22 protein-coding genes are annotated in these 26,823 nt (G+C 63.8%); 7 read left to right on the forward strand and 15 right to left on the reverse strand.

Translation table 11 applies throughout. From position 1 onward, the window contains the following. Positions 1-86: 86 nt before the first annotated feature. Both QA637_RS20300 and QA637_RS20305 read left to right on the forward strand, forming a co-directional pair. A complete protein-coding gene (locus QA637_RS20300; RefSeq protein ID WP_283066509.1) occupies positions 87-1,076 on the forward strand; it encodes an ABC transporter substrate-binding protein in 990 nt (329 codons plus the stop codon). A 10-nt stretch (positions 1,077-1,086) separates the two neighbouring features. Continuing rightward, the gene (locus QA637_RS20305; RefSeq protein WP_283066510.1) at positions 1,087-1,857 is read left to right on the forward strand and encodes an ABC transporter ATP-binding protein; all 771 of its coding nucleotides are present in this window, start codon (positions 1,087-1,089) and stop codon (positions 1,855-1,857) included. Between the two features lie 282 nt (positions 1,858-2,139). Here the strand turns inward: QA637_RS20305 and QA637_RS20310 are convergent, their stop codons facing one another. After that, entirely contained in the window at positions 2,140-2,304 is a 165-nt protein-coding gene (locus QA637_RS20310; protein ID WP_167528258.1) for a hypothetical protein, read from the reverse strand. A 353-nt stretch (positions 2,305-2,657) separates the two neighbouring features. On the opposite strand from QA637_RS20310, the gene QA637_RS20315 reads away from it, so the two are divergent. Beyond that, positions 2,658-4,130 carry an FAD/NAD(P)-binding protein gene (locus QA637_RS20315; protein WP_283066513.1) on the forward strand — a complete coding sequence of 491 codons (1,473 nt, stop codon included), beginning with the start codon at positions 2,658-2,660 and terminating at the stop codon, positions 4,128-4,130. Positions 4,131-4,139: 9 nt separating this feature from the next. Here the strand turns inward: QA637_RS20315 and QA637_RS20320 are convergent, their stop codons facing one another. Together QA637_RS20320 and QA637_RS20325 are read right to left on the reverse strand one after the other, a co-directional pair. Continuing rightward, positions 4,140-5,084 (reverse strand): sugar phosphate isomerase/epimerase family protein, encoded by a 945-nt coding sequence (locus QA637_RS20320; protein ID WP_283066515.1) that lies wholly within the window; start codon positions 5,082-5,084, stop codon positions 4,140-4,142. 29 nt (positions 5,085-5,113) lie between these two features. Further along, the gene (locus QA637_RS20325) at positions 5,114-6,286 is read right to left on the reverse strand and encodes a Gfo/Idh/MocA family protein (RefSeq protein ID WP_283066516.1); all 1,173 of its coding nucleotides are present in this window, start codon (positions 6,284-6,286) and stop codon (positions 5,114-5,116) included. A 356-nt stretch (positions 6,287-6,642) separates the two neighbouring features. Here QA637_RS20325 and QA637_RS20330 point away from each other — a divergent pair, with 356 nt between their 5' ends. Both QA637_RS20330 and QA637_RS20335 read left to right on the forward strand, forming a co-directional pair. After that, positions 6,643-8,010 carry an NfeD family protein gene (locus QA637_RS20330; protein WP_283066518.1) on the forward strand — a complete coding sequence of 456 codons (1,368 nt, stop codon included), beginning with the start codon at positions 6,643-6,645 and terminating at the stop codon, positions 8,008-8,010. Between the two features lie 21 nt (positions 8,011-8,031). Beyond that, positions 8,032-8,796 carry a slipin family protein gene (locus QA637_RS20335; RefSeq protein ID WP_283066520.1) on the forward strand — a complete coding sequence of 255 codons (765 nt, stop codon included), beginning with the start codon at positions 8,032-8,034 and terminating at the stop codon, positions 8,794-8,796. A gap of 115 nt (positions 8,797-8,911) precedes the next feature. Here the strand turns inward: QA637_RS20335 and QA637_RS20340 are convergent. The 6 genes from QA637_RS20340 to QA637_RS20365 all read right to left on the reverse strand — a co-directional run bounded on the left by QA637_RS20340 (position 8,912) and on the right by QA637_RS20365 (position 15,776). Further along, positions 8,912-9,857, reverse strand: a protein-coding gene (locus tag QA637_RS20340; RefSeq protein WP_283067280.1) for an IS630 family transposase whose coding sequence is annotated in 2 segments (ribosomal slippage) — positions 8,912-9,517 and positions 9,519-9,857 — 945 coding nt in all. Because the reading frame shifts where the segments join, the coding sequence is not laid out codon by codon here. 90 nt (positions 9,858-9,947) lie between these two features. Further along, a complete protein-coding gene (locus QA637_RS20345) occupies positions 9,948-11,837 on the reverse strand; it encodes a bifunctional sugar phosphate isomerase/epimerase/4-hydroxyphenylpyruvate dioxygenase family protein (protein ID WP_283066522.1) in 1,890 nt (629 codons plus the stop codon). A gap of 44 nt (positions 11,838-11,881) precedes the next feature. After that, the gene (locus QA637_RS20350) at positions 11,882-12,742 is read right to left on the reverse strand and encodes a shikimate dehydrogenase (protein WP_283067281.1); all 861 of its coding nucleotides are present in this window, start codon (positions 12,740-12,742) and stop codon (positions 11,882-11,884) included. A 97-nt stretch (positions 12,743-12,839) separates the two neighbouring features. Continuing rightward, on the reverse strand, positions 12,840-13,856 hold the full coding sequence (locus QA637_RS20355; protein WP_283066524.1) for a TRAP transporter substrate-binding protein: 1,017 nt from the start codon (positions 13,854-13,856) through the stop codon (positions 12,840-12,842). A 65-nt stretch (positions 13,857-13,921) separates the two neighbouring features. Further along, positions 13,922-15,202: a TRAP transporter large permease gene (locus QA637_RS20360; RefSeq protein WP_283066526.1), complete on the reverse strand. Its 1,281-nt coding sequence runs from the start codon at positions 15,200-15,202 to the stop codon at positions 13,922-13,924. A gap of 10 nt (positions 15,203-15,212) precedes the next feature. Beyond that, on the reverse strand, positions 15,213-15,776 hold the full coding sequence (locus QA637_RS20365) for a TRAP transporter small permease (RefSeq protein ID WP_283066527.1): 564 nt from the start codon (positions 15,774-15,776) through the stop codon (positions 15,213-15,215). 382 nt (positions 15,777-16,158) lie between these two features. Here QA637_RS20365 and QA637_RS20370 point away from each other — a divergent pair, with 382 nt between their 5' ends. Next, a complete protein-coding gene (locus QA637_RS20370) occupies positions 16,159-16,827 on the forward strand; it encodes a TetR/AcrR family transcriptional regulator (protein ID WP_283066528.1) in 669 nt (222 codons plus the stop codon). Here QA637_RS20370 and QA637_RS20375 read toward each other — a convergent pair. Continuing rightward, complete coding sequence (locus tag QA637_RS20375) at positions 16,824-17,807, reverse strand: zinc-dependent alcohol dehydrogenase family protein (RefSeq protein ID WP_283066530.1); 984 nt, start codon at positions 17,805-17,807, stop codon at positions 16,824-16,826. The genes QA637_RS20370 and QA637_RS20375 overlap by 4 nt on opposite strands. Positions 17,808-17,915: 108 nt before the next feature. Here QA637_RS20375 and QA637_RS20380 point away from each other — a divergent pair, with 108 nt between their 5' ends. Further along, positions 17,916-18,380 (forward strand): NUDIX hydrolase, encoded by a 465-nt coding sequence (locus tag QA637_RS20380; RefSeq protein WP_283066531.1) that lies wholly within the window; start codon positions 17,916-17,918, stop codon positions 18,378-18,380. Positions 18,381-18,410: 30 nt separating this feature from the next. Here the strand turns inward: QA637_RS20380 and QA637_RS20385 are convergent, their stop codons facing one another. The 5 genes from QA637_RS20385 to QA637_RS20405 are packed head-to-tail and all read right to left on the reverse strand — an operon-like array spanning position 18,411 to position 26,818. Further along, a complete protein-coding gene (locus QA637_RS20385; protein WP_283066533.1) occupies positions 18,411-19,610 on the reverse strand; it encodes a siroheme synthase family protein in 1,200 nt (399 codons plus the stop codon). Next, positions 19,582-22,239: a nitrate reductase gene (locus QA637_RS20390; RefSeq protein ID WP_283066535.1), complete on the reverse strand. Its 2,658-nt coding sequence runs from the start codon at positions 22,237-22,239 to the stop codon at positions 19,582-19,584. The genes QA637_RS20385 and QA637_RS20390 overlap by 29 nt, the downstream gene beginning before the upstream one ends. 2 nt (positions 22,240-22,241) lie before the next feature. After that, complete coding sequence (nirD, locus tag QA637_RS20395; protein ID WP_153439928.1) at positions 22,242-22,580, reverse strand: nitrite reductase small subunit NirD; 339 nt, start codon at positions 22,578-22,580, stop codon at positions 22,242-22,244. A gap of 4 nt (positions 22,581-22,584) precedes the next feature. Continuing rightward, the gene (gene nirB, locus QA637_RS20400; RefSeq protein ID WP_283066537.1) at positions 22,585-25,035 is read right to left on the reverse strand and encodes a nitrite reductase large subunit NirB; all 2,451 of its coding nucleotides are present in this window, start codon (positions 25,033-25,035) and stop codon (positions 22,585-22,587) included. A gap of 4 nt (positions 25,036-25,039) precedes the next feature. Next, the gene (locus QA637_RS20405) at positions 25,040-26,818 is read right to left on the reverse strand and encodes an ABC transporter ATP-binding protein (RefSeq protein ID WP_283066539.1); all 1,779 of its coding nucleotides are present in this window, start codon (positions 26,816-26,818) and stop codon (positions 25,040-25,042) included. Positions 26,819-26,823: the final 5 nt, after the last annotated feature.

Consider the following 26,823-nt stretch of genomic DNA (forward strand, 5'->3'; position numbering starts at 1 on the left):
GGGACAACGACATGCATGCAAACAAAGACTTAAAGCACGTGCGACGCGCTTCGCCATCAACTTCTCCAACCAGGAAAGACGAACACATGACCATCTCCATCCGCTCCCTCGGTCTTGGCACGCTGTTTGCAATCGGCCTCTCCGGCTACGCGGCGGCGCAGTCGCCCGATGAGGTGACCCTGCGCTACCTTGCCAGCCACGGCAGCGTATCGGCGCACGAGTTCGCTGCCGAACTCGGCTACTTCGACGGCACGGGCATAAAGCTCGAGAACGTCGGCTATGCGAGCGGCGGTCCGGAGTCGCTCTTCGGGCTCGCATCCGGCAGCGTAGACATAGGCTCCGCGGCAACCGCGGCCGTCATCAACTCGATCGCCAGCGGCAACGATTTTGTCGCCGCCTATCCGACCAATGGCATCAACGAACAGGTGAAGAGCATCTTCTACGTGCTCGAAGACAGCCCGATCAAATCCATCGAGGATATCGTCGGCAAGACCATTGCGGTGAACACGCTCGGTGCCCACCTCGACTACGCGGTGCGGGAAGCGCTGCACAGCAAGGGCTTGCCGCAGAATGCCGCCAACCTCGTAGCCGTGCCGGGCCCGCAGCTGGAGCAGACCTTGCGCTCGAAGCAGGTCGACATCGCGGCTGTCGGATACTGGCAGGCAACGTTCAACGGCCAGATCCTGGACAATGGCGGCGTGCGCGCGATCTTCGATGACACCGACGTCCTTGGCGAGATTGCCGGGGGTTTTGCGGTTCTTCGCCGCGACTTCGTCGAGGAACACCCGGAAGCGGCCAGGAATTTTGTCGAACAGTCTGCCCGCGCGGCCGACTGGTCGAGGGAAAATCCGGAAGAAGCACGGGCGCTGCTTGCAAAAATTCTCGAAAAACGCGGCGAGAATGGCGCACTCGCCAAGCACTGGACCGGCTTCGGGCTGCGCCCGGGGGCGCGAGCGACCGAAAGAGATCTGGATTTCTGGATTGGCGTTCTCGAGCGCGAGGGCAGCCTGCCCGAAGGCAAGTACAAGGCCTCCGATCTTCTACTCCAGAACACCGCCAGCACTGCTGCAAACTGAGGGGACAGCCATGGGAGACGTCCAGGCTTTGCGAAAAGGGGGGATCGCACTGCGCGATCTCTCGAAATCCTTCCAGATCGGCGGCCGTTCGCTCCGGGTTCTCAGGAACATGAATCTGGACATCCGCTCGGGCGAATGCCTTGCGATCGTCGGGGCCAGCGGATCGGGCAAGACGACATTGCTGCGCATCCTTGCGGGCCTCGAGGCCGCAGATGCCGGCAAGGTGCTCATCGACAACGAGCCGATCAGCGGCGTTGGCAACGAACGCGCCGTCATATTCCAGGAGCCACGGCTGCTTCCCTGGCAGACGGTGCTCGAAAACGTCGCGTTCGGGCTGGAGGTGAGGGGCGGCCAGGCTCGTCACGCCAAGGAGCGTGCACGCCATTACATCTCGTTGGTGGGACTGGCCGAATTTGCGGACGCCTACCCCAAGCAGCTCTCGGGCGGCATGGCGCAAAGGGTCGGCATTGCGCGGGCGCTGACGGTCCAACCGGAGATCCTGCTGCTTGACGAGCCGTTTGGCGCGCTCGATGCGATGACAAAACTGACGATGCAGGAGGAGTTGGAGCGAATATGGCGGGATGAGAACGTAACGATGGTTCTCGTCACGCACGATCTCGAGGAGGCGGTCTATCTCGCGGACCGTGTCCTGGTTCTTCCGAAGAACAAGGACAGCAACCCGAAGATCATCGAGATCGATCTCGCCCGGCCACGCGATCGAAGCGAGACGCGCTTCGTCCAGTACCGCAAGGATCTGCTCCGCGAGTTCGGGCTGCACTGAGCGAGCCGCTTCCGCGCGCCTCCTTCCATGGGACGTCCATGCCGCCTGCGCTTCACAGTTCGCTGGAACTGTGAAGCGCACGCTTCAAGGCGATGGATTGCGCCGTGTCTGCGGTGGAAAGTCGGCGCAGTATCGGCCCAAAACCGAGCGGCTCGGGACCGAAGCCGGATGAACGCGACACGGCTAAAGCGCGTCGCGTTCAATCGGAGTCTTGCGACGCGCTTTAGGTCATTGCTTTTATGCATGTCGTCGTCCCAAAACCGCTACACAGGGCGACATGCATCAGTATGGGATTCGAATGCTACCCGTCTCGCTCGCGGCGAATTCAGGCTCAGGATAGGCGCCCTGCCATTGCGCATAGGTCGTGTTGATGTCACCTGTGCCGGTGCTTGCGCATCCTGAAAGCGCCAGGAGTGCCAACGCTGCAATCAGAAATTTAAGAGGCATGGTATTCTCCCTTCACCGGAGATTGCCCAGGCCTCAAGGGCCAGCTCTAAATGTTCCCTCAAATCATCTTCGATGGCAAGCGGTCCTGCGCGCGCGCAAGCAGTCTTACTGTTTGTTTTTTCAGCTTTTCCGAGCGGCGGGGCGGTAACGGCGATATGACGATCCGTGAAGGGGCCGGCGACGGCGCGCGGGGACGTGAAGGGGTTACTCTCCGCAACATCGGTGGAGCTGGTTCCTTTGCGCGGCAAGCAGGTGGGCGCGCGCACCATTGACAATTGCGCGACGCGGGGCGAGCCTCCGCACGTGGTGAGGAAGATCGCCGAGGTGCCCTTGCTGAAGCGGAGGGACGCGAAATGAATTTCGTGAGCGGGGGGCGCCCCACGGTCGTTATCGTTGGCGGCGGTTTTACCGGGGCGGTCGTCGCCGCAACTCTCGCACGCAACAAGAGCATGGAAGGGTGGCAGATCGCCGTCTTCGAGCCGCGCGAGCGCCTCGGCTGTGGCCTTGCTTATGACACCGACGATCCGGCGCACCGGGTCAATGTGCCGGCCGGGCGTATGAGCCTCGATCCGGACGACGCCGACGAATTCGTCCGCTGGATGGAGCTTCGGGGCGAGCCGTGCGACGACCGAGAGGCACGGGCGCCGGACGGCCATCTCTATCCGCGCCGCGGCCTCTTTGGCCGCTATGTCGCCGATGCCGTGACGCCGCACCTCGGCAACGGCCGCATCGTCCACCACCGGCAGCGGGTGATCAGCGCGGAAAGGCGTGACGGAGATTGGGAAATCCGGGGTGACGCCGGCACGATGGTTCGCGCCGACATACTGGTGATCGCAACCACCCATCCGGCCCCAGCGGCGCCGGCTGGCATCGACGCCACGTTGCGGGGGCACCCGCGCTATGTACCGGATACCACCGTCCCGGCGGCTCTCGCTGCCATCCGCCCCGACGACCACGTCCTGATCATAGGCACAGGCCTCACCGCGGCGGACGTCATCGCTTCCTTGCGCACGACCGGGCGGACGGGGCCGATCACCGCCTATTCCCGGCGCGGCCTCCGCTCGCGCGGGCACCCGGCCCAAGCCCAGGACCCCTACGGAGACTTTACGGCGGCGCCGTCGCGAACGGCGACGGAACTTCTCGTGCGCGTGCGGCGGGCGGTCGCCGACGCCGAAGCGGACGGCTTTTCCTGGCATGCGGTCTTCGATGCGCTTCGCAGCCAAGGAGGGGAGATCTGGCGCAGCCTGCCAGCCACGGAACGGCGCCGGCTGATCCGCCATCTGCGCCCCTTCTGGGACGTTCACCGCTTTCGCATCGCACCGCAGATCGATGCCATCGTCAGGGCCGGACTGCAGTCCGGCGACATCCGCATTCTGGCGGGCCGAATCGATCGGCTCGAGAGAAACGGCGACGAGATCGCCGTGGCGTTCCGGCGGCGCTACGGTGCCGGGATCGAGCGCTGGGCTGTCGATGCGGTGGTGATCACCACGGGGCCGGCACACAAATCCATCTTGAAAAGCCAGCCTTTCCTCGAAACGCTTTCGGCCGATGGCTACCTGCAGCCGGATGCCGTCGGGCTCGGCCTTGCCTGCAGCGAGACAAGCCGCGCGCTCGACAGTGAGGGCCGGGAGACGGAGACGCTATTCATCGCCGGACCGCTCGCTCGCGGAACTTTCGGGGAGCTAATGGGGCTGCCGCAGGTCAACGATCACGCCATTTTCGTGGCGGAGCAGGTGGCCGCGCTCGCCGGCGGGCGAGGAGCGGCGAAAGCCGCCCAATCGCGAGACGGCGGATCGGAGGAGTTGCGGTCTGCATCGATAAGCTAAAGCCGGATGTCAGCGTTCGCCGCTCAGCTGCTCGATGCAGAAGCGCAGCGTCGCCGCCGAGGTGGCGACGGCCCTGTCGGCGTCGAGGGCATAGTCCTCGTTCTCGATGCTGATCACATCGTCATAGCCGACCTCCCTCAGAGCCGTGAGGATCTCCAGCCAGCCCCGGACCGGCGTGCCGTGCCCGAGCGAGACGAAATTCCATGATCGTCCGCGGACCGGCAGTACATGCTTCGGGTCGAGCAGACCGTCGATACGCGCCCTCGGCTCGATGCGCGTATCCTTGCCGTGGACATGGTAGATGCAGTCGCCGAGCGCGCGGATCGCCGAAACCGGATCGCCGCCCATCCAGATCAGGTGGCTCGGATCGAAATTGACGCCGACGGTTGGGCCGACGGCGTCGCGCAAGCGGAAGAAGCTCTCGACATTGTAGACGGCCTGCCGGCCATGCTGCTCGACGCAGAGGCGGAGTCCCTTCTTCTCTGCCGCGGCTGCATAGTCCTCCCAGAAGGGGATGACGCGCTCGCACCACTGCCATTCGAGCATCGCCATCGCTTCCGGCGGCCAGGAGGAGGTGATCCAGTTCGGGAAGGCATCGCCCGGACCGCCGGCCGGCAGACCGGACATCATAACGATGCGCCGGACGCCGAGCAGCACCGCGAGTTCCAGCGTGTCATGGGCGAGATCTGTGTCTTTTGCCCCGCTCTCGCCCGGATGCAGCGGGTTTCCGGAGCAGTTGAGCGCGGAGATTTCGAGATTGCGGTCACGCAGCATGCCGAGAAGCCGATCACGCGCCGCGCCGCTCGCAAGCAATTCGGCAAAGTCGAGATGCGGTGCGCTCGACCAGCCGCCGAGGCCGAATTCGACGCAAGCGAACCCGAGTTCGGCGGCGCGGTCCAGGCATGCTTCCAGCGAGAGCGCCGCGAAGCCGTCGGTGTTCAGGCCGATCTTCATCCGTTCCTCCCGATCGGCGCGATGGCCGTTCAATCGGCGTGCGAAACCCTCACCGGCGCACCGGTATCCGCAGCCAATTGGATCGCGTCGAGAATCTGTGCGGCGCGCAGGCCGTCGAGCGTCGATCCGTTCTGCATGGGATGGTTGTCGGCGATGGATTCGAGAAATTCGTGGATCATGAATCCGAACACTTCCGCGTAGCCGATCGCCACGCCGTCGTGAGGAACGGGGAGCAGTTCGGCATAGGGGAGGGCCGGGTTGTTCGTCACCAGCGCAAAGGGCGATTGTCCGCTGCCGTCGAAACGCGCGATTTCATAGTGCGCCGGCAGGCGCGAATTGTAGCGTAGTGCACCCTTCGTCCCGGTGATCGAGAAGGAAAGCGTATTGCCCATGCCAACCGCCACCCGGCTCGCCAGAAACATGCCCTGGCAGCCGTTTTCGAAGCGAAGCAGGGCGGACATGACATCGTCGTTGTCGACCGGCCTCTTTTCGGTACTGAGCGCAACCTTGTCGTGGCCGATGCCGGCGGCGGCCGGCAGGAAACGCTCCCTGATCGAAACCGTGGCGATCGCGCCGGCGACCTCGGAGACCTCCCCGCAGAGAAAGCGGACGATGTCGATGGCATGGGTGCCGATATCGAGCAATGCACCGGCGCCGGCGCGGCTACGCTCGTACCGCCAGCTGTGTGGCAGGTTGGGATCGGCGGCATATTCGCTTTCGTACTGGACCAGTAGATTGACGAGGTCGCCGATCTCTCCCGCCGCGATGATGTCGCGTATCGCCGCAACGGCCGGAATGCGCCGGTAGTTGAAGACGGTTGCGGAGACGACCGGCGATGCCGTCGCGGCGCGATGGATACGCAGCGCCTCCTCGGCATTGAGGGCGAGCGGCTTTTCGCAGAGAACGTGCTTTCCGGCGGCGATCGCCGCCAGCGTCACCTCCGCATGGAGCGCGTTCGGCAGGCAGACACTGACGATGCCGATTTCGGGATCGGCGAGAACCGCGTTGAGATCTGTTTCCGTCCTTTCGAACCCCCAGGTCGCGGCGAGGCGGCCCGCGAGCGCGTCGTTGCCGTCGCAGGCCGTTGCAAGACGAAGACCTGGAATGCGCTTTTCGAAGCGCGGTAGGTTCGTTCGGTAGCCGAAGGCGTGCGCGGCGCCGATCATGCCGGCACCGATGACGGCGATAGCGTTCCCCTTCATGTTCTCCTCCCGGGAAGAGGTGCAGCAGAACCGCGCAATCAGCGTATGGGAGCACCCCGGCAACGTCAATCGAGCCGCCGTGATACGTCGCCTGCGTCGATGAGGCCGCCGATCCGCTTGCCGAGTTGCTCGATGTCGTCGCGCGCACCCATCAGATTTCGGCGGTGCTCGGAAAGGGCGATCAGGTACCTGCTTCGCCGCCGCTCTGAGCGGCGGCACGGGCCGAATTCGTCCGCGCGACTTCCACGGCAGGTTGCGGGAGCCTTACCCTTTCGGCAGTTCTGGCCTATATTGGAATGGATCTATTGGGCGCAAAATCATCGCGATCCAAAGAAACTCTGAGGTTGTGGCGGCGAATGTCCCGAATCCTCATCCTGCTCTTGGCATTGATATCGGCGTTCGCGTCTCCTGCCCCGTCCGCTTCCGCAGCCGAGCGTCGGGCTATGGTCCTGCATGTGAACGGCGCGATCAGTCCGGCGACCGCGGAATATGTGACACGTGGCCTTGAGCGGGCCGAAGCGCGTGGTGTCTCCCTCGTCATCTTGCAGATGGACACGCCCGGCGGCCTCGACACGTCGATGCGTGACATCATCCGCGCCATCCTCGATTCCTCCGTACCGGTCGCAAGTTTCGTGGCGCCGAGCGGGGCGAGGGCGGCGAGCGCCGGTACCTATATCCTCTATGCGAGCCACGTCGCGGCGATGGCGCCCGGCACGAATCTCGGCGCCGCGACACCGATCGCCATCGGCGGTGGGTTGTTCGGCGGCGACGACGAGGGCGACAAGGGTGGTTCCGGCGAGGCTGACAAGCCAAGTGGCGCGAAGCAACCGGCCAATGCCGGCGAAGCGAAGATGATCAACGATGCGGTCGCCTATATCCGTGGTCTTGCCGAACTGCGCAATCGCAACGCCGACTGGGCGGAGCGCGCCGTGCGCGAGGCGGCGAGCCTTTCGTCGACCGCGGCCGTCCGCGAAAAGGTCGTCGATTTCATCGCCGTCAGCATCGAGGATCTGTTGAAGCAGGCCCATGGCCGCACGGTCCGTGTCGGCCAGGCCGATCTCCGCCTCGATACTGCGGGGCTCGCGGTCGAGGACGTTCTGCCCGACTGGCGGACCCGCCTCCTGTCTGTGATCACCGATCCGAATGTCGCGCTGCTCCTGATGATCGTCGGCATCTATGGGCTGATCTTCGAGTTTCTGACGCCGGGAACGGTTTTGCCCGGCACAATCGGCGGCATCAGCCTCCTGCTCGGGCTCTACGCGCTCGCCGTCCTGCCGGTGAGCTACGCCGGCATCGGGCTGATCATCCTCGGCGTGGGGCTGCTGATTGCTGAGGCGCATGCGCCGTCGTTCGGGGCGCTTGGACTCGGCGGTGGGGTCGCGCTTGTTCTCGGCGCAGCAATCCTTTTCGACACGGACGTCCCGGGCCTGCAGGTCTCCTGGCCTGTGCTCGGCGGTGTCGCCATCGCAAGCCTTGCCTTCAGCGCTCTCGTCGCCCGGCTCGCCTTCATCTCGCGCCGGCACAAGGTCGTCACCGGTGGGGAGCAGATGATCGGCATGTCAGGCACAGTCGACAGTTGGACGGACGGCACAGGCTACGTCATTGCCCGCGGCGAACGCTGGAAAGCCGTCAGCGGCGAGCCGCTCTCCGCGGGAGAAGATGTGACGGTCATAGACCGCAACGGATTGACGCTGAAAGTCGCGCGCAGTGAATCGCAAAGCTGACTGCCTCGACAGGAGAAGGTCATGGACATAGTCGGAAGTCTCGCCCCCTTCATCGCGGCGCTGGTGGTGCTGCTCATCATCATCGCCTACGCGATCAGGATCCTGCGCGAATATGAACGCGGCGTCGTCTTCACACTGGGCCGGTTTACCGGCGTCAAGGGACCGGGGCTGATCCTGCTCGTACCCTATGTCCAGCAGATGGTGCGGGTCGATCTCAGGACGCGCGTGCTCGATGTTCCGAGCCAGGACGTCATTTCCCACGACAACGTTTCGGTCCGCGTCAGCGCGGTTATCTATTTCCGGGTGATCGACGCCGAAAAATCGACGATCCAGGTCGAGGACTTCATGGCGGCGACAAGCCAGCTCGCCCAGACGACCTTACGCTCCGTGCTCGGCAAGCACGACCTCGACGAGATGCTCGCCGAGCGCGACAGGCTCAACGACGACATCCAGAAGATCCTGGACGTCCAGACGGATGCCTGGGGCATCAAGGTCGCCACAGTCGAAATCAAGCATGTCGACATTAATGAATCGATGATCCGGGCAATCGCGCGCCAGGCGGAGGCCGAGCGCGAACGGCGGGCGAAGGTGATCAACGCCGAGGGCGAGCAGCAGGCGGCGGCAAAATTGCTCGAAGCGGCGGAAATTCTCGCCCGGCAGCCGCAGGCCATGCAATTGCGTTATCTCAGCACGCTGAACGTGATCGCCGCTGAGAAGAGCTCGACGATCATCTTTCCGTTCCCGATGGATTTGGCCAATATCCTCGCGACCAAGGCGGGCGGTTAGAGCATTTTGCAGTCAGGTGGAATCACCTGACGTCGCACAAATGCGCCAAAAAACGAACAGATAGAGCGGCGGCGCGAACGCACGTAAGTGCATCCCGCTCTAGAGTCTGTCAGACCTACGTTGAAACGTATCCTGCATGCCTGAGATAGGCGGCGCATTCGTGCGGGCTGAACGCCTTGAGAACTTCGCCGACGCGCCGCCATGTCGCCTCGACGCTACGCTCGTCGGCCTTGCGCAGCAGGGTCTTGAGTTTGGCGAACATCATCTCGATCGGATTGAGGTCGGGGCTGTAGGGCGGCAGGAAGAACAGATGGGCGCCGGCGTCGCGGATGGCGCTGCGCGCCGGCTTGCCCTTGTGGCTGCCGAGATTGTCGAGGATGACGATATCCCCGGGGTTGAGGGTTGGCGCCAGGCATTGCTCGACCCAGGCGGTGAAGGCAATGCCGTTGATCGGGCCGTCGAGCACGAAGGGTGCGACGATGCGGTCGTGACGCAGCCCGGCGAGGAAGGTCAGCGTCTTCCAATGGCCATGCGGTATTCTGGCGATCAGCGGCTGGCCGCGCTGACACCAGCCGCGGCTGCGCGTCATGTTGGTTTTGACCCAGGTTTCGTCAACGAACACCAGGCGGCGCGGATCAAGTCGATGTTGATGGGTCTTCCAGCGGCTTCGGAAGCGCGCCACCTTCGGCCTGTCCTGCTCGCTGGCGATCAGCGTTTTTTTTAAATGTCTTGCCTTCGCGGCGCAGGAACCGCCAAACGGTGTCATGCGAGACATCGATCCCGGCCGCCTTCAGATCGGCGGCAAGCGCCCGCACCGTCCAATCGGTTTTGGCCGCCAGTCGGCGGTGAACCTCATCGGCCGCCGCGCCCCGCAGCATGGGTTTGACATGGCCCCCCATCTTGGCCGGCGCCAAACCGCGGCCGGACCGGTCGAGCTGGCCGATCCGCACCGCCGTCGCCGCCGATATCCCAAAGCGCAAGGCGGCCGCCCGCACGGTCATGCCTCCGGCCAAAGCGGCGGCGACGCGCTGGCGTAAATCAAAAGAAAGAGGTCGCGCCATCATTGCTGGCCTCCTCACCAGCAATGATCTTGAATCACAATCCCAACAAAAAGGGAATCCTGTTTCGATTCAGCTTAACGCTGACCGACTCTAGTCTCTCGGCAGCCCCGCCGGCCGCAGCTGCTTCTTCAAAGCGGCGATGCGGAAGATGGCATTGGCGGCGCCGTAGCCGCGATAGCCGCGTCGCTCCACGATCTCGAAGAAAAATCCCTCGCCATAGGTTGGACTGTAGAGCTGGAAGTATTCTCCGTGCTCGTCGCGATCGTAGAGAATATTGGCCTCTTTCAGGCGCTCGATCAGATCCGGCTCGAGAGCGAAGCGCGCCTCGATGTCATCATAGTAGTTCGGCGAGATCGGTAGCGCGCGAAAGCCGTTTGCCTGCAATGCCTCGGCCGTTGCGAAGATATCGTTCGTGGCGAAGGCGAGATGCTGGATGCCGGAGCCGAAGGTCTCCGCGATGAAATGCCCTGCAAGCGTGTTGCGGTTTTCGGCGCCGTTCAACGTGATGCGCAGCGAGCCTGCGTCATTCTCCACCACCTGGCTGCGCACCAATCCTGCCGGATCGACGATGTCGACCATCGGCGTCTTATGCACGTCGAGCAGTGAGTTGTAGAAGAGAAGCCAGGTCAGCATTTCCTCGTATTTGACGGTCTGGGCGACGTGATCGACGGAGACGAGGCCGGCCGGCACGGGTGATAGGTCATCTTCCACCGGTTCGAATTCGATCCCCCAGATGCGCGCCAGCTCCGACTTTTCGTCGAGGAAATAGATGACCCCGCCGCCAACGCCGCGGATCGCCGGCACCGAAAGCTCGCCGGGGCCGACGGACTGTGCGAATGGTTCGGCGCCGAGCGCCTTTGCGCGCTCGACCGTCGCCGCGGCGTCATCGACCATCAGTCCGAAGGCATAAGCCGACGTGCCGTGCACCAGGTAGGAGGCGTTGGCGAAGCCCTCGCGCTCCGTATTTATCACCAGATTGATTGCGCCCTGCCGGTAAAGCGCCACGCGTTTGCTCTTGTGTGTCGCAGTCTTCTGAAAGCCGAGCGTTCGGACCAGTGCCTCCAGTTCGGCCGCTTGCTCCTCGTCGGCGGCGAATTCGATGAAGGCGACATCCTTCACCTCGGCGGGTGCCGGCATGGCCGGCACGGACAAGGGTGTGTCCGGTTCGGCACGCTTGACCTGATCGCCGAGATAGATCAGCGAGCGGCGCCCATCGACCGCGATGGCCCCGGCATTGCCGCCGCGGAACTGGTCGTTGAAAATTTCCAGCGACAGATAGCCGTCGTACCCGGTGGCGGCGACGGCGCGCATGAAGTCGGTGACCGGAAGATCACCTTCGCCGGGCATGTTGCGGAAGTGCCGGCTCCAGTAGAGCAGGTCCATGTCGATCAGCGGCGCATCGGCGAGCTGGATGATGAAGATTTTCTCCTTCGGGATCGACCGGATCGAATTGACTTCGATCTTGCGGGAAAGCGTGTGGAAACTGTCGAGGATGAGGCCGACATTGGGGTGGTCGGCGCGCCGGACGATCTCCCAGGCGTCGCGATGATCGTTGATGTGCCGGCCCCAGGCGAGCGCCTCGTAGCCGACCCTGAGGTTTCGCTTCGCCGCCCGCTCACCGAGCTCGCGGAAATCGGCGGCCGCACGGTCGATGCCGCCCTGAGCGGCAGGCGATACATTGGAGCAGACGAGCACGAGATCCGTGCCAAGCTCCTGCATGACGTCGAACTTGCGTTCGGCGCGGTCGAAGGTCCGCGTGCGAAGCGGTTCCGGCATGCCCTCGAAATCCCGGAACGGCTGAAACAAGGTGATATCGAGGCCGAAGTCGCGCGCTATGCGGCCGACCTCCCGCGGGCCTTCGTCGAAAGCGAGGAAATCGTTCTCGAAGATTTCCACGCCGTCGAAGCCGGCCTTCGCGATTGCCTGAAGCTTGTCCTTGAGATCGCCGCTGATCGAGACGGTGGCTATGGAGGTCTTCATCGTCCTGTCCTCGCTTCTCTGTTGCAATGGCGGCGATGAGATCGTCAGCCGGTCAGCGCTCTGAAATGGCCGAGCATCCGTGCCGCGTCCGGTTCGAGCCCGGTGAATAGGCGAAAGGCGCCGACTGCCTGGAACACGGCCATGCCGCCGCCGTCGAGCGTGCGGCAGCCGCGCCTTCTCGCTTCCCGGAGCAATGCCGTTTCCAGCGGGAAATAGACGATCTCGGCGACCCAATGGCGCTCGTCGAGGAGCTCGGCATCGAGCGGCAGCCCCGGATATTTCGTCATCCCGGTCGGCGTGGCGTGGATGAGGCCCGATGCGTCCCGCATCGCGGCGGCAAGATTCGTGCCGGCCACGATGTCGGCCTCGGGAAAAATGGGCGAAAGCATCTCGGCAAGCGAATGCGCGCGCTCCGGCTCGCGGTCGAAGACCGTAAGCCGCCGCAGACCGAGCGAAAGCGCGGCGTAGGCCGTCGCGACACCTGCGCCGCCGGCGCCGAGCTGCACGGCCGAACCGAGGTCCGCATCCGGCAGGCCGCGCCGGAAGCCTTCGGCGAAACCCCACCAGTCTGTGTTGTGGCCGTAGCGCCGGCCGCCCTTGAGTACGACGGTATTGACGGCGCCGAGCCGCCGCGCATCGGGGGCGAGCTCATCGAGAAAGGAAATGATCGCCTGCTTGCAGGGATGGGTGATGTTGAGCCCGGCAAGGCCACGCCGCTCGGCATCGGCGATAAGATGTGGCAAGTCATTCTCCGTTGCACCGAGCGCATTGAGATCGATCAGCTCGTATTCGTAACGGAGCCCTTGTGCTGCGCCCTCCGCCATATGCATCGCCGGTGTCAGCGAGGCCTGGATGCCGGAGCCAATCAAGCCGGCCTTCAAAGATCTTACGAGCGTATCGGTCATGGTTTCCCGTTCCATGTGTTTTCCGCGCGGACGGCATCCGCGGCGCAGCTGAAGCCGGCCCACCTTTCGCAAGCAGGCGGGCCGGCGGCTTTCTTCGTTACTGGCCGCGCACGGCGCCGATTTCCTTGAAGAGGGTCTGCACCGTCTCCTGGCCGATGTCGGCACTGAACTTCTCGATCATCGGCTTGACGGCGTCGCGCAGGCGTTGGGTCTCCTCGGGGCTGAGTTCTTTGACCTCCATGCCGGTCTTGCGGATTTCCTCGAGTGCGGCGGCATCCTGCTCGCGCGACACCTTGCGCTGGAAGTCGCGCGCTTCGACCGCGGCCTGCTGCAGGACCGCCTTCTCCTCGTCATTGAGGCCGTCCCAGAACTTCTTCGAGATCAGCACGATCTGCGGGTTGTACTGGTGACGGGTGAGCGTCATGTATTTCTGCACCTCGTAGAACTTGGCGTTGAGGATGTTCGCGGCCGGGTTCTCCTGGCCGTCGACGGTTCCCGTTTCGAGCGCGGTATAGAGCTCGGTGTAGGGGAGCGGTACGGCATTGGCGCCGAGCGCGTTGAAGAGCTCGACGGGGATCGGCGACTGGATCGTGCGGATCTTCAGGCCCTTGATGTCCTCGAGCTTGGTGACCGGATGGCGGTTGTTGGTGAGGTTGCGAAAGCCGAGCTCCCAATAGGCAAGGCCGACGAGCCCGGTGTCGGGCAGGCGCTCGATCAGGCCGGTGCCGAATGGGCCGTCCATCACCTTGTCGGCCTCCTCGCCGCTGTTGAACAGGAAGGGAAGGTCGACGGCGCCGAATTCCTTGACGTTGCTTGCGAGAATGCCGGCATTCAGCACGGTCATCTCGATCACGCCGCCCTGCAACGCCGAGACGGTCTGGACGTCGCCGCCGAGTGTGCCGCCGGGGAAGAGTTTCACCGCGATCTTGCCGCCGCTCTTCTCCTTCACGAGCTCTGCGAACTTCTCCATGCCCGTCACCTGCGGATGGCCCTTATTGTTCGCCGAGGCGAATTTTATGGTCTGGTCGCGGATCTCCGCGAGCGCCGATCCGGCCGTGAGCAGCGCCAGGGGCAGGGCAAGCCCGAGCGCCAGTTTCGTCAATCTGTTCAACATGTTTTCCTCCCAGGTTGGACCGGTGTTCAGGCCGGCCGTGTTGACAATGCGTGAAGCCAAGCCCGTCAGTGCCCGAACCAGGAGACCGGAACGGTCACCAACTGAGGGAACAGGACGAGCAGGAAAAGAACGATCAGCTCGGCGATCATGAACGGCATGACGCCCTTCATCAGGTCCTCCATCGACAGTTTCGAAACGCCGCAAATGACGTTCAGGACCGTGCCGACGGGCGGGGTGATGAGGCCGATCGAATTGTTGATGATAAAGAGCACGCCAAAATAGACCGGGTCTATGCCCGCCTGCTTGATGACCGGCATCAGCACCGGCGTCATGACCAGGATCGTTGGCGTCATGTCCATGGCTGTGCCGACGACGACGATCAGGACCATGATCGCCACGAGCAGGGCGGTCTGATTGTCCATGAGCGGCTCGACGAGGGCGGCGAGCGCACCCGGTACGTCGGCGACCGTGATCAGCCAGGCCGAGACCGCCGCGCAGGCGACCAGGAACATGACGACGGCCGTGATCTTGGCGGCCGCGACGAAGACGTGGAAGAGCTGCGTCGGCGGAAGTTCGCGATAGATGACCATCGAAACGAAGAGCGAGTAGACAGCCGCGACCACGCCCGCTTCGGTCGGCGTGAAGACGCCGAACTTCAGCCCGACGATGATGATCACCGGCAGCATGAGCGCCCAGAAGCTGTCGACGAAGGCCTTGAGGCGCACCGCGCCGCTCTCTCTCGGCGGCAGGTCGAACTGCTCCTTGCGGGCAACGAGGAGCCAGGTGATGCAAAGGGCGGCAGCGATCATCAGCCCGGGGAATATGCCGGCGAGGAAGAGCTTGGTGATCGAGACGCCGCCGACCACGCCGTAGAGGATGAAGCCGATCGACGGCGGAACGATTGGCCCGATGATCGAGGCCGATGCCAGCAGTCCGCCGGCGCGCGCCGGATCATGGCCGCTTTTCAGCATCATCGGCAGGAGAAGGGCGCCAAGGGCGGCCGCGTCCGCGACGGCCGAACCCGACAGGCTCGAAAGGATGCAGGCCGCGAAGATCGCGACGAAGCCGAGGCCGCCGCGAATATGACCGACCATCGCCATTGCCAGCGCTACGATGCGGCGGGAAAGGCCGCCGGTGTTCATGACCTCGCCGGCGAGCAGGAAGAAGGGCACAGCCATCAGCGGGAAGCTGTCGGCGCCGTTCAGGACGTTCTGGGCGACGATCTGGGCGTCGAAGAGTCCGAGGTAAAGCATCAGTGCCACGCCGCTCAAGATCAGCGCGAAGGCGATCGGCACGCCGAGTGCCATGGGTCCGAGAAGCGCGCCGAGAAAGATGGTGACCGTCATCGTCGCCTCCTCAATGCTTCGGCGAGAGCTGACCGAGCACGGGCTCGGGCAGATCGTCGAGGACTGCCTCATCCTCGCTCTCGCGCACCAAATCGGCTGTAGACACGTCGATGCGGCCGGTCGCGATCGCGAAGGCGTCCGAAAGGAGGATCAGGAAGGCCGGAACGCCGAAGGCGAGACCCGCGCCATAGAAAAACGCCATCGGGATGCCGGTGGCCGGCGCGCCGACATGGAGGTTGATCAGCGTCTGCGTCCAACTGCCGCTGATCACCAGCCATGTGGCATAGAGCATCAGTGCATGGCCGCAAAGCACGGCCACCTTTGCGGCAGGCGGCGGCAAGCGCTTGATCAGGGAGTCCACGCCAAGATGGCCATGCTCGCGCATGGCAACGACGGCGCCGAGAAAGGTGAGCCAGACGAAGAACATCCGCGACAGCTCCTCGGAAACGGTGATGCCCTGGTTGAAGGCGTAGCGCAGGACGACATTGCCGAAGACGAGCACGACCATGCCGGCGAGCAGCAGGGCGATCGTCACCTTCAGCACGAAGAAATAGAAATCGATGATGCGGGCCATTCGCTCCTCCCAAAGCGATAGGGCGTACCGGCGGCACGTCGCGACGACGCGCCAGTGGCAGGCCTCCTCCTCCAACGCGCGGCGGTTCGCCGGCGGCCACCACGCTCCTCAGCGCGGTTCGGCAATGGATTTATAAAATGTACTAACTAGTTCGAATGTCAAGTGCTGTGCTATTGAAAGAGGATGATAACGTGAATATGACTTGAGGAATTGCTCTTGCGGGGCACAGCTAAGGGTCGAAAATCGGCAGCCATCTTCGATGACGTTGGCGGTCTCGGATCGCGAGACGAGGCGTTTCAGGTGTCCATCGAGGCGCCGTGGGACCCGCAGGAAATAGGCATGATGATTCAATGGCCTGTCGGGGCCGGGAAGCAGTGCGGAAATGGCGGAGCGGCAGGGGAATGGCAGAAAGAACGATCCGCAAAGGACGCAGGAGGATATCCTTGCGGTAGCGACGGAAGAGTTTTCGACGCATGGGCTGGCCGGTGCCAGGGTGGATGCGATCGCTGAGCGCACGCGCACCTCGAAGCGGATGATCTATTACTATTTCGGCAGCAAGGAGGGGCTCTATCTCGCCGTGCTCGAGCGCTCCTATCGCAGGATCCGCACGCTCGAAGCCGATCTCGAACTCGCCAACCTGCCGCCGGAAAAGGCGCTGAGGACCTTGATCGAAACAACCTTCGATCACGATGAGGCCAATCCGGATTTCGTCCGTCTGGTCAGCATCGAGAACATCCACCACGCGGCGCATATGCTGCGTTCGGAGGCGATCCGTGAGCTCAATGTCTCGGTCATTCAGATGATCGAGGCGATCATCGCGCGCGGTCTCGCCGACGGCACCTTTCGCCGCAAGGCCGATCCGATCGATGTTCACATGCTGATCAGCGCCTTCTGCTTCTTCCGTGTGTCGAACCGCTATACGTTCGGCACGATCTTCCGCCGGGATCTCTCGGAAAAGGCGACAATCGAACGACACCGCTCGATGATCGCGGATGCGGTCATCAGCTACCTGAAATCGGAAGGCGGGCCTGCGTCCACCCGGCCCACTTAGGGAACGAGTACGGCTGCGCCGCTCAGCCCACCGGCGCGAAGGTCGGCAAGGGCACGGTTGGCCTCATCAAGCGGATAGACGATCGTGTGCGTCTTGACACCTGCTTCCGCCGCGATGGCAAAAAACTCGCGGCCATCCCGGCGCGTGAGGTTGGCGACCGAAACCAGTTCGCGTTCGCCCCAAAGCACGGCATAGGGCATAGCGGGAATATCGCTCATGTGGATGCCGCCGCACACCACCCGCCCGCCCTTGCGCACTGCTTTCAGTGCTGCAGGCACGAGATTTCCGACCGGCGCGAAGATGATCGCAGCGTCGAGCGGCTCCGGCGGCGGCTCGTGCGAACCGCCGGCCCAGAGCGCGCCAAGGTCGAGGGCGAAGCGCTGTGCCGGCACATCGTCCGGGCGGGTGAAGGCGTAGACCTGCCGGCCCTGCCAGACGCAGATCTGGGCGATGATATGCGCGGCGGCGCCAAAGCCATAGATCCCGATCCTCTTGCCGTCGCCGGCGCGTTTTAGTGACCGCCAGCCGATGAGCCCGGCGCAGAGGAGGGGCGCAAGCGCCACGGGATCGCCGTCGCGATCGAGATCGAAAGCATAGTCGGCATCCGCAATGACATCGGTGGCGAAGCCACCGTCGCGGGTATAGCCGGTGAACAGCGGATCGTCGCAAAGGTTTTCTGCGCCCGACCGGCAGTAGAGGCAGTGCTGGCAGGTATGGCCGAGCCAGGGGACCCCGGCGCGCCGGCCGATGCGCGCCGGATCGACGCCGGAGCCTACCGCTTCGATGATGCCGACGATCTCGTGGCCCGGAACGAGCGGCAGTTTCGGCCGCGGGAGGTCGCCGTCGACCACGTGCAGATCGGTGCGGCAGACGGCGCAGGCCTCGACGCGCAGGCGGATCTCGCCGGCAAGCGGCTCCGGGAGCGGCCGCTCCACCCCTTTCAATGGTTCACCGATCCTTTCAAGGACCATCGCGCGCATCGGCTCTAGCCTCCTTGAAGTTGCATAAGCCCGATTGCCGCTCGCTCTGTTCGAAATGCGGCTCAGCAATGATATCCTTTTGGGCCACGGACGTCGAAAGGATCGCAAATGCCGAAAAGAAGCGCAGGCATCCTGCTCTACAAATACGACGGCGAGGGAATTCTCGTCCTCTTGGTTCACCCCGGCGGTCCCTTCTGGAGCAACAGGGATGCTGGGGCGTGGTCGATCCCAAAGGGGGAATATGACTCGGATGAAGAGCCAGAGGCTGCTGCGCGGCGCGAGTTCCTTGAGGAAACCGGCGTCGCGATGAACGGGACCTTGGTGAACCTTGGCGAGCTGCGGCAGAAAGGCGGGAAGTTCGTCACCGCCTTCGCCGGCGAGAGCGATCTCGACATCACCGATATCCGCAGCAATATGTTCGAAATGGAATGGCCGCCACACAGCGGCCAGACACAGGCCTTTCCAGAAGTCGATCGCGCCGGATGGTTCAGCCTGCCGGAAGCGCGGGAGAAAATAAACGCGTCCCAGCGTGCTTTTCTTGATCGCCTCGAGGCCTCGTTGTCACCCAAATAGCTTTCGGAAAGTCGGCGAAGGCTCGCACGGTCAATGATTGGCGATGTGGGCGACCTGCGTCGCGGCTGCGTCGGCCAGGCCGGCCGCAATACCGACATTGGCGAGCCCGCCGATTTCGTCCGGGACCTCCGTTCGTGAGCGACGGCGCTCGGCCTGTACCCCCGGCACGATCTCGACGGAAATGCCTTCGATTTCCAGCAGTCGGATTTCCTCACGCATTCCGATGGAAGCGGTGGGGTCACCGGATTTGAGGCGCACCACGCGCTTGCCGGCCAGGACCAGCTCAACCATGGCATTGTGGATATCGCCCCGGCCATCTGAGACCCGGCTATCCGGCCGGCCGACGAATTGCCGCCTTGCTTCCCGGCGGGAAAGTTCGAGCACGTCGTTTGAGATCGGTTCGTCGAAGACAATGACATCGGCGGCCTGCAGGGCACGAACGGCCTTCAACGTCAAGAGTTCAGCATCGCCCGGACCCGCGCCGACGATCGTGACGCGGCCGATGGCAGAGCGGGTCGCGGAAAGGCAACCCAGCTCCTCCATCAGCCGCGTCTCGACACCCTCCTCCGGTGTCTCCAGAAAGGCGCGATCGACGAACCGCTCCCAGAAGGTGCGGCGCGCCGCGCCCGGTTTCAGTCGTGCGTTGACCCTTTCGCGGATCGCCTGCGCGATCGTTGCCCAGCCCTTGATTGCCGGCGGCAGCAAGGCCTCGATCCGACGGCGGATCGCTTGCGCGAGGATCGGCGCGGCGCCGTCGGTCGAAATCGACACGACGACCGGCGAGCGATTGACGATCGAGCCGAACTGGAACTGGCAGAAGGCCAGCTTGTCGATGACGTTGACGGGAACGCCGGCGACACGCGCCGCATTGAAGAATGCCTCCGCTTCTGCGTCGTCGTCGCAATCGGCAATCGCAAGCGTGGCCCCGGAAAAGACGCCGGAGTGCCATATCTCGTCGTGATGGACGAGGCGGCCGTCTTCGTGGGCGGCGCCGCGCCTCAAGAGATCGAGGAAGACATTGCTAAGCTCCGTGCGTGGCGCATGAAGATGAACCTCCGCGCCGCAGGCTGCCAGCAATTCCGCCTTCCAGGCGGCGGCGTCGCTGCCGCCGGCGACGACGACGCGCTTCTTTTTCAAAGTCCAGAACAGCGGCAGGGTGGCGAGCGGAGCGACACGTTGCTGCGACGGCCTTGCGGTCCGGTCATTCAGCGGCAGCGGCAAGGCATCCATCGATGATCCCCCTTATCTCTGCGCGGCAGGAGCCGCAATTGGTGCCGGCGCTAAGCCTCTCGCCGATCGCCTGGACACTGTGGCAGCCGTCGCGAATGGCGGCCGTGATCTGATTGACGCCGACGCTGAAGCAGGAGCAGACCGTTGCGCCCGGGTCCTCTCTGCCGGCGCCGGGACGACCCGCCGCCACGGCGAAGCGCGTGCCGAGGTCGGTATGCGAGGCAAGAAGCTGAGAGACCGCCCAGTTGCGGGCGACCGCCACGGGGCGGGACGCAAGGAACAGGGCGGCAAGCAGCCTGTCGCTGTCGAAGAAGGCGAGGCGGAGTTCGCCGGACTGACGATCAGTATAGCCGATCGGCTCGATTCCGGCCGGGATGGAAAAGGCCCGCCGGCACCAGCCGATCCAGTCTGCTTGCGGCTCGGAGAAGGCAAGTTCCAGGCGCCAGCCGCCGTCGGCCTTGGCGATCGCCCAGTAAGCAGCATCAATACCTTGCGGTTTTTCGGCGGAGACCGCGAAACCATAGGCCCGGGCGTCCAAGCGCGTAGCCTTTACCGCCACGTTCTTCGACGCCGGCTGGCCGGAAACGGGGTCCGTGATCGGCGGCACCAGCGCGTCGATGCGGCCCTTCGAGGCGAACTGATCGTTCCAGTGCATCGGCACGAAAAGGCTTCCCTCCGCTTGGCGCTCGGTGAGGAGCGCGCGGACGATCGCTTGTCCGTAGACGCTCTCGATCGTCACCAGATCGGCGTCCGCGACGGCAAGCCTCTCGGCATCGCGCGGATGAATTTCGACGAAAGGTTCGGCGATATGGGCGGAGAGCCGGGCGCTCTTCCCGGTCCGGGTCATCGTGTGCCAATGATCGCGCACCCGACCCGTATTGAGCGTGAAAGGATAGGCATCGTTTGCCCGTTTGGAGGGGGACACGTCGACGGTTATGAAACTGGCGCGCCCGTCCGCATGGTAGAACCCGCCCTCGGCGAAAAACCGCCTCTCCCGAGGCCGCGTGCCTTGCGGCTGCGGCCACTGGAAAGGCTTGAGATCGTCATAGCTCGCCTTGTCGATCATCGCGTGAGCACTGATGTCGAAATCGCGGCGGCCATCGTTTTCAAAACCGGAAAGCGCGCCATGTTCGGCGAAGACTTCGGCGGCGGAGGCATGGGCGAAGGCTTGCGCAAAGCCCATGCGCCGCCCGACCTGCGCCATTTGCCACCAGTCGGCGCGGGCCTCGCCGGGAGCATGGAGGAAGACGCGCTGGCGGGAGATGCGCCGTTCGGAATTGGTGACGGTGCCGTCTTTCTCGCCCCAGCCGAGCGAAGGAAGCAACACGTGGGCATGGCGCGCGGTATCGGTCTCACTAAGGATGTCGGAGACGACGACGAAGGGACAGGCCTTGATCGCGGCCTCGACCGCGTTAGCGTCGGGCATCGAGACAACCGGATTCGTCGCCATGATCCAGAGCGCCTTGATCCGGCCGTCGGCGACGGCGCGGAACATGTCCACGGCCTTGAGGCCCGGCTTGCCTGCGAGCGCGGGTGCGCCCCAGAAGCGCCGGACGAGATCACGGTCAGCGGCTTTCTCGATGTCGAGATGGGCGGCGAGCATGTTGGCCAGCCCGCCGACCTCGCGTCCGCCCATGGCGTTTGGCTGGCCCGTCAGCGAGAAGGGACCCATGCCCGGCCGGCCGATCCGGCCGGTCGCGAGATGGCAGTTGATGATGGCGTTGACCTTGTCCGTGCCGCAAGCCGACTGGTTGACGCCCTGGCTGTAACAGGTGACGACCTTCTCGGTCGTTTCGAACAGGCGGAAGAAATCGCGCAATTGCGCCTGCGAAAGTCCGGTCAGCGCCGAAAGTTCCGCGAGGTCCAGCGCCGAAGCGGCCGCAAAGGCCTCGGCGAAGCCCTTTGTGTGCGCCGAGATATAGTTTTGATCGACGGCGCCGCTCGCCGCCAGATGGGCAAACAGCCCGTTGAAAAGCGGAACGTCGCTGTCCGGGGCAAGCGCCAGATGCATGTCGGCGATGTCGGCGGTCATCGTGCGGCGTGGATCGATGACGACGACCTTCATCTCGGGGCGGTTTGCCTTGGCCGCGGCAAGGCGCTGGTAAAGGACCGGGTGGCACCAGGCGAGATTGGAGCCGGTGAGCACGACGAGATCGGCAAGCTCAAGGTCTTCATAGGCGCCCGGAACCGTGTCGGACCCGAAGGCGCGGCGGTGACCGGCAACGGAGGACGACATGCACAGGCGCGAGTTCGTGTCGATGTTCGCCGAACCGATAAAACCCTTCATCAGCTTGTTGGCGATGTAATAGTCCTCGGTCAGCAATTGGCCGGAGACATAGAAGGCGACCGAATCCGGGCCGTGCTCGGCAATGGTTTGCGCGAAGCGGCTGGCGACGAGATCGAGCGCTTCGTCCCAGCCTGCGCGGCGGCCACCGATCTCCGGATGGAGAAGGCGACCGTGGAGATCGAGGGTTTCGGCAAGTGCCGAGCCTTTGGAACAGAGCCGGCCGAAATTGGCCGGATGCTCAGGATCGCCCTTGACGCTGACGGCGCCCTCATCGTCCACGCGGGCGATGACGCCGCAGCCGACGCCGCAATAGGCGCAGGTGGTCTTGACCTCGCGCGCCATGCCTACTCCGCCGCTGCCAGCGCCAGGCTCTCGAGCGCGATGAAAAGCGCGCCGTTGTCGTTTTTCACCGGGACCGTGCGGACCTCGCCCTCGTCGGCGCCGAGCGCCTTGCCGGTTTCGAGCGAGATCACCCAGTTGTGCAGCGGGCAAGTCACGGCGGTGCCGTGGACGATCCCTTGGCTGAGCGGCCCGCCCTTGTGCGGGCAGTGGTCCTCGATCGCGAAGACCTCGTTCTCCGCGGTCCGGAAGACGGCGATCTTGCCCTGCGGCGTTCTCACGCAACGCGCGCCGCGCAGAGGGATATCGGAAACATTGCCGATTGCGATCCAGTTCATTTCCATCACCTCACTCCGCTGCCTGATTGAAACCGACCGTCGCCATCGGCCGGAACTCATGCTTGTCCTTGCCGGAGACGCGCTCCGACCAGGGGTCGACCTGGGCGAATTTCTGGCTGAAGACGAAGCGGTCGAAATAGGCCTTGCGCTTCTCCGCATCGTTCATGATTTGGCGGCGGATCTCGTCGAGGCCGATGCGTTTTGCCCATTTGTAGATGCGTTCGAGATAGCGGGCCTGCTCGCGATACATCTGCGTCAGGGCAACGATGTGCTCCAGCGCCTCGTCCTCGGTCTTGACGAGCCCCAGGACCTCGGTGCCCTTGATGTCGAGGCCCGCGGCGCCGGCGAAATGGATCTCGAAGCCGGAGTCGACGCAAATGACGCCGACGTCCTTGCAGGTGGCCTCGGCGCAATTCCTTGGACAGCCGGAGACGGCCATCTTCACCTTGGCGGGAGTCCACGAGCCCCACATGAACTTCTCGATGCGGATGCCGAGCCCCGTCGAATCCTGCGTGCCGAAGCGGCACCAATCAGAGCCGACGCAGGTCTTCACCGTCCGCAAGCCCTTGGCATAGGCCTGGCCCGAGACAAAGCCGGCCTTGCCGAGATCGGCCCAGACGGCCGGCAGGTCTTCCTTCTGGATGCCGAGCAGGTCGATGCGCTGGCCGCCGGTGACCTTGACAAGCGGAACATCGAACTTGTCGACGACGTCGGCGATGGCGCGCAGTTCCTTCGAATTGGTCACGCCACCCCACATCCGTGGCACCACCGAATAGGTGCCATCCTTCTGGATATTGGCGTGGACGCGTTCGTTGATGAAGCGCGACTGGTAATCGTCGGCATATTCGTCCGGCCAGTCGCAGACGAGGTAATAATTGAGCGCCGGCCGGCATTTCGCGCAGCCGCAGGAGGTCTTCCACTCGAGCTCCTGCATGACGGCCGGAATGGTCTTCAGTTTCTTCGCCTTGATGAGACGACGCACGTCGTCGTGGCCGAGTTCGGTACAGCCGCACATCGGCTGCACGGCGGCCGGATTGTAGGCGTCGCCGAGGGTGAGCGACATCAGTTGCTCGACGAGGCCGGTGCATGAACCACAGGAGGCCGAAGCCTTGGTGTGGGCACGCACGTCGTCGAGCGACGTCAGGCCCTTTCCGGTGATCGTCGAGACGATCTTGCCCTTGCAGACGCCGTTGCAGCCGCAGATTTCCGCATCATCCGGCAAGGCTGCAACGGCCGCCATAGGGTCCAGCGGGGACCCTCCTTGATAGGCCTGGCCGAAGATCAACGTGTCGCGCATTTCGGTAATGTCGGTGCCGCGCTTCAACAGGTCGTTGAACCAGGCGCCGTCCCCGGTGTCCCCATAGAGCACCGTGCCGATAATGCGGTTGTCCTTCAAGACCAGCCGCTTGTAGATGCCGGCGGTGGCGTCGCGCAGCACGATTTCCTCGCGGCCGTCGCCATCGGCGAAATCGCCGACCGAATAGAGGTTGATGCCGGTCACCTTCAGTTTTGTCGGCGTATCGGAATGGGCGAAGGCGGCGCTGCGATCACCGGTCAGGTGGCGTGCGGCAACCCGCGCCATCTCGTAGAGCGGCGCCACCAGGCCGTAGACCATGCCGTCAACCTCGGCGCATTCGCCGAGTGCCATGATGTCTCCGTCGGAGGTCTGCATGCCGGCGTCAACGACGATACCGCGGTTGACGGCGAGCCCGGCTTCCTTGGCGAGGGTGGCATTCGGCCTGATGCCGACCGCCATCACGACAAGTGTCGCCGGGATGATGCGGCCGTCGTCGAGCTCGATGCCCTCGACCTTCTCCTCGCCAAGGATCCGTTTGGTATTTGCCTTGGTGATGACCTTGATCCCCCGTTCTTCGACCGCCTTCTGCAAAAGGTAGCCGGCGGCCGGGTCGAGCTGGCGCTCCATCAGTGTCGGCATGACGTGCAGCACGGTGACATCCATGCCGCGGGCTTTCAGGCCCGCAGCCGCTTCCAGACCGAGCAGACCGCCGCCGATGACGACAGCCGTTTCGCGCGACTGCGCCGCGAGCAGCATCGCCTGCACGTCGTCGAGATCGCGATAGGTGATGACGCCGCGCAGGTCCTTGCCGGGCACCGGAATGATGAAGGGCACGGAACCGGTGGCGATCACCAGCTTGTCGTAGCTTTCCGTCACACCATGGTCGGAGGTGACCGTCTTGGCATTCCGGTCGATGGCGATGATCTTGTGGCCCTTGTACAGCGTGATGCCGTGCTTGATGTACCAACCGTCGCCATGGATGATGATCTCTTCGTAATCCTTCTCGCCGGAAAGTACCGGCGAGAGCATGATGCGGTCGTAATTGACACGCGGCTCGGCGTTGAAGATCGTTACTTCATAGCGCCCGGGCGCCTTCTCGAAGAGCTCTTCCAGCATGCGGCCCGGCGCCATGCCGTTGCCAACGATCACCAGTTTCTCGGTCATTCCATTACTCCGCGGCTTGTTTCTTGAGGGTCTGGGCGGACAACATCGTTCGGGCGGCGCGCTTCGCCCGGATCGCTTCGAGATGTTCGGGAGCGGGGCTGGCCCCGCCTTCGTAGGCTTCCAGGAAGTCCAGGAGTTCCTCGCGGTAGGCGTAGTAGTCGGGGTGCGACAGGAGTTCCTTGCGCGAGCGAGGCCGCGGCAGGTTCACCTCCATGATGTTGCCGATCCGCGCATTGGGGCCGTTAGACATCATCACCACCCGATCGGCGAGCAGGATCGCCTCGTCGACGTCATGCGTGACGCAGATCGCCGTCACCTGGGTCCGCTTCCACACGTCCATCAGGACTTCCTGCAGCTCCCAGCGGGTGAGGCTGTCGAGCATGCCGAAAGGCTCGTCGAGCAGCAGCAGCTTCGGTGACAGCGCGAACGCCCGGGCGATGCCGACGCGCTGCTTCATGCCGTTCGAGAGGTCCGCGGCAAGCCGGTGCATCGCATCGCCGAGGCCGACACGTTGGAGGTAATACTCGACGACGTCGCGGCGCTCGGCGGGCGTCGCGTCCGGATAGACCCGGTCGACGCCGAGCGCGACGTTTTCGCGGGCGGTCAGCCAGGGAAGCAGCGATGGAGCCTGGAAAACCACCGCCCGATCCGGACCGGCGCCGGAAATTTCCCGTCCATCGAGGATGATGCCGCCGGACGAGATCGGATTGAGGCCGGCCATCATCGACAGAACGGTCGACTTGCCGCATCCCGAATGGCCGATGATCGAGATGAACTCGCCTCTATTCATCTTGAGGTTGAAGCCATCGACCACTGTCAACGCACCTTTCGGCGTCGGATAGACCTTTCGGACCTCGAAAAACTCGACGTAGCTCTTTTCGATCGCGGAGCGCGCCTTTCGCGCATAGGCGTCGGGCAGCTTGGTGCCGGCAAGTTTCTGGGTGATCGGCACGACGTTGGGCAAGGCGACGGCGCCGCTTTCTGCGGTGGTTCGTCCGGCGCCCAGATCCATCAGATATTCGGTGACGGCGCCGCGAAGACGGATGAACTCGGCGTTCGAGTTCATTTCCGCACGGTCGCGCGGTCGCGGCAGGTTCACCTCGAAGCTGGGACCGAGCGAGGCATTCGGACCGGGCGTCAAGGGGACAATCCTGTCGGCAAGCAGGATCGCCTCATCGACGTCGTTGGTGATGAGGATGATGGTCTTCTTTTCCTTCGACGAGATCTCGGCGAATTCGTCCTGAAGCTTCGAGCGGGTGAGCGCGTCGAGTGCCGAGAGCGGCTCGTCGAGCAGGAGCACGTCGGGCTGCATCGCGAGCGCTCTTGCCACGGCCACGCGCTGGCGCATGCCGCCCGAGAGCTCCGCAGGCCGGCGCTCTGTCGCGTGGGCGAGACCGACCATCTCGATATAGTACTGAACGAGGCTCGCCCTTTCGGCTTTGCTCTTGGCGGAATGCACCGCATCGACGGCAAGGGCGACATTGGCGCGGACCGACAGCCAGGGCATCAGCGAATAGGATTGGAAGACGACGCCGCGCTCCGGCCCCGGACCCGACACTTCCTTGTCGCGGAAGAGCACCGCACCGCGATCCGGCATCGTCAGGCCGGCGAGGAGGGAAATCAGCGTCGATTTGCCTGAGCCGGAAAAACCGACGATGGCAATGAACTCGCCTTCCTCGACCTTGAGGTTGACGCCTGAAAGGACGTCATTGCGCGATTTTCCCTCGCCGAAGGACTTCGAGACATCGCTCAGTTGAAGAATTGTCCCGCCAAGAACGGTCATGGGGC

It is taken from the genome of Sinorhizobium terangae (assembly GCF_029714365.1).
Classification (GTDB): domain Bacteria; phylum Pseudomonadota; class Alphaproteobacteria; order Rhizobiales; family Rhizobiaceae; genus Sinorhizobium; species Sinorhizobium terangae.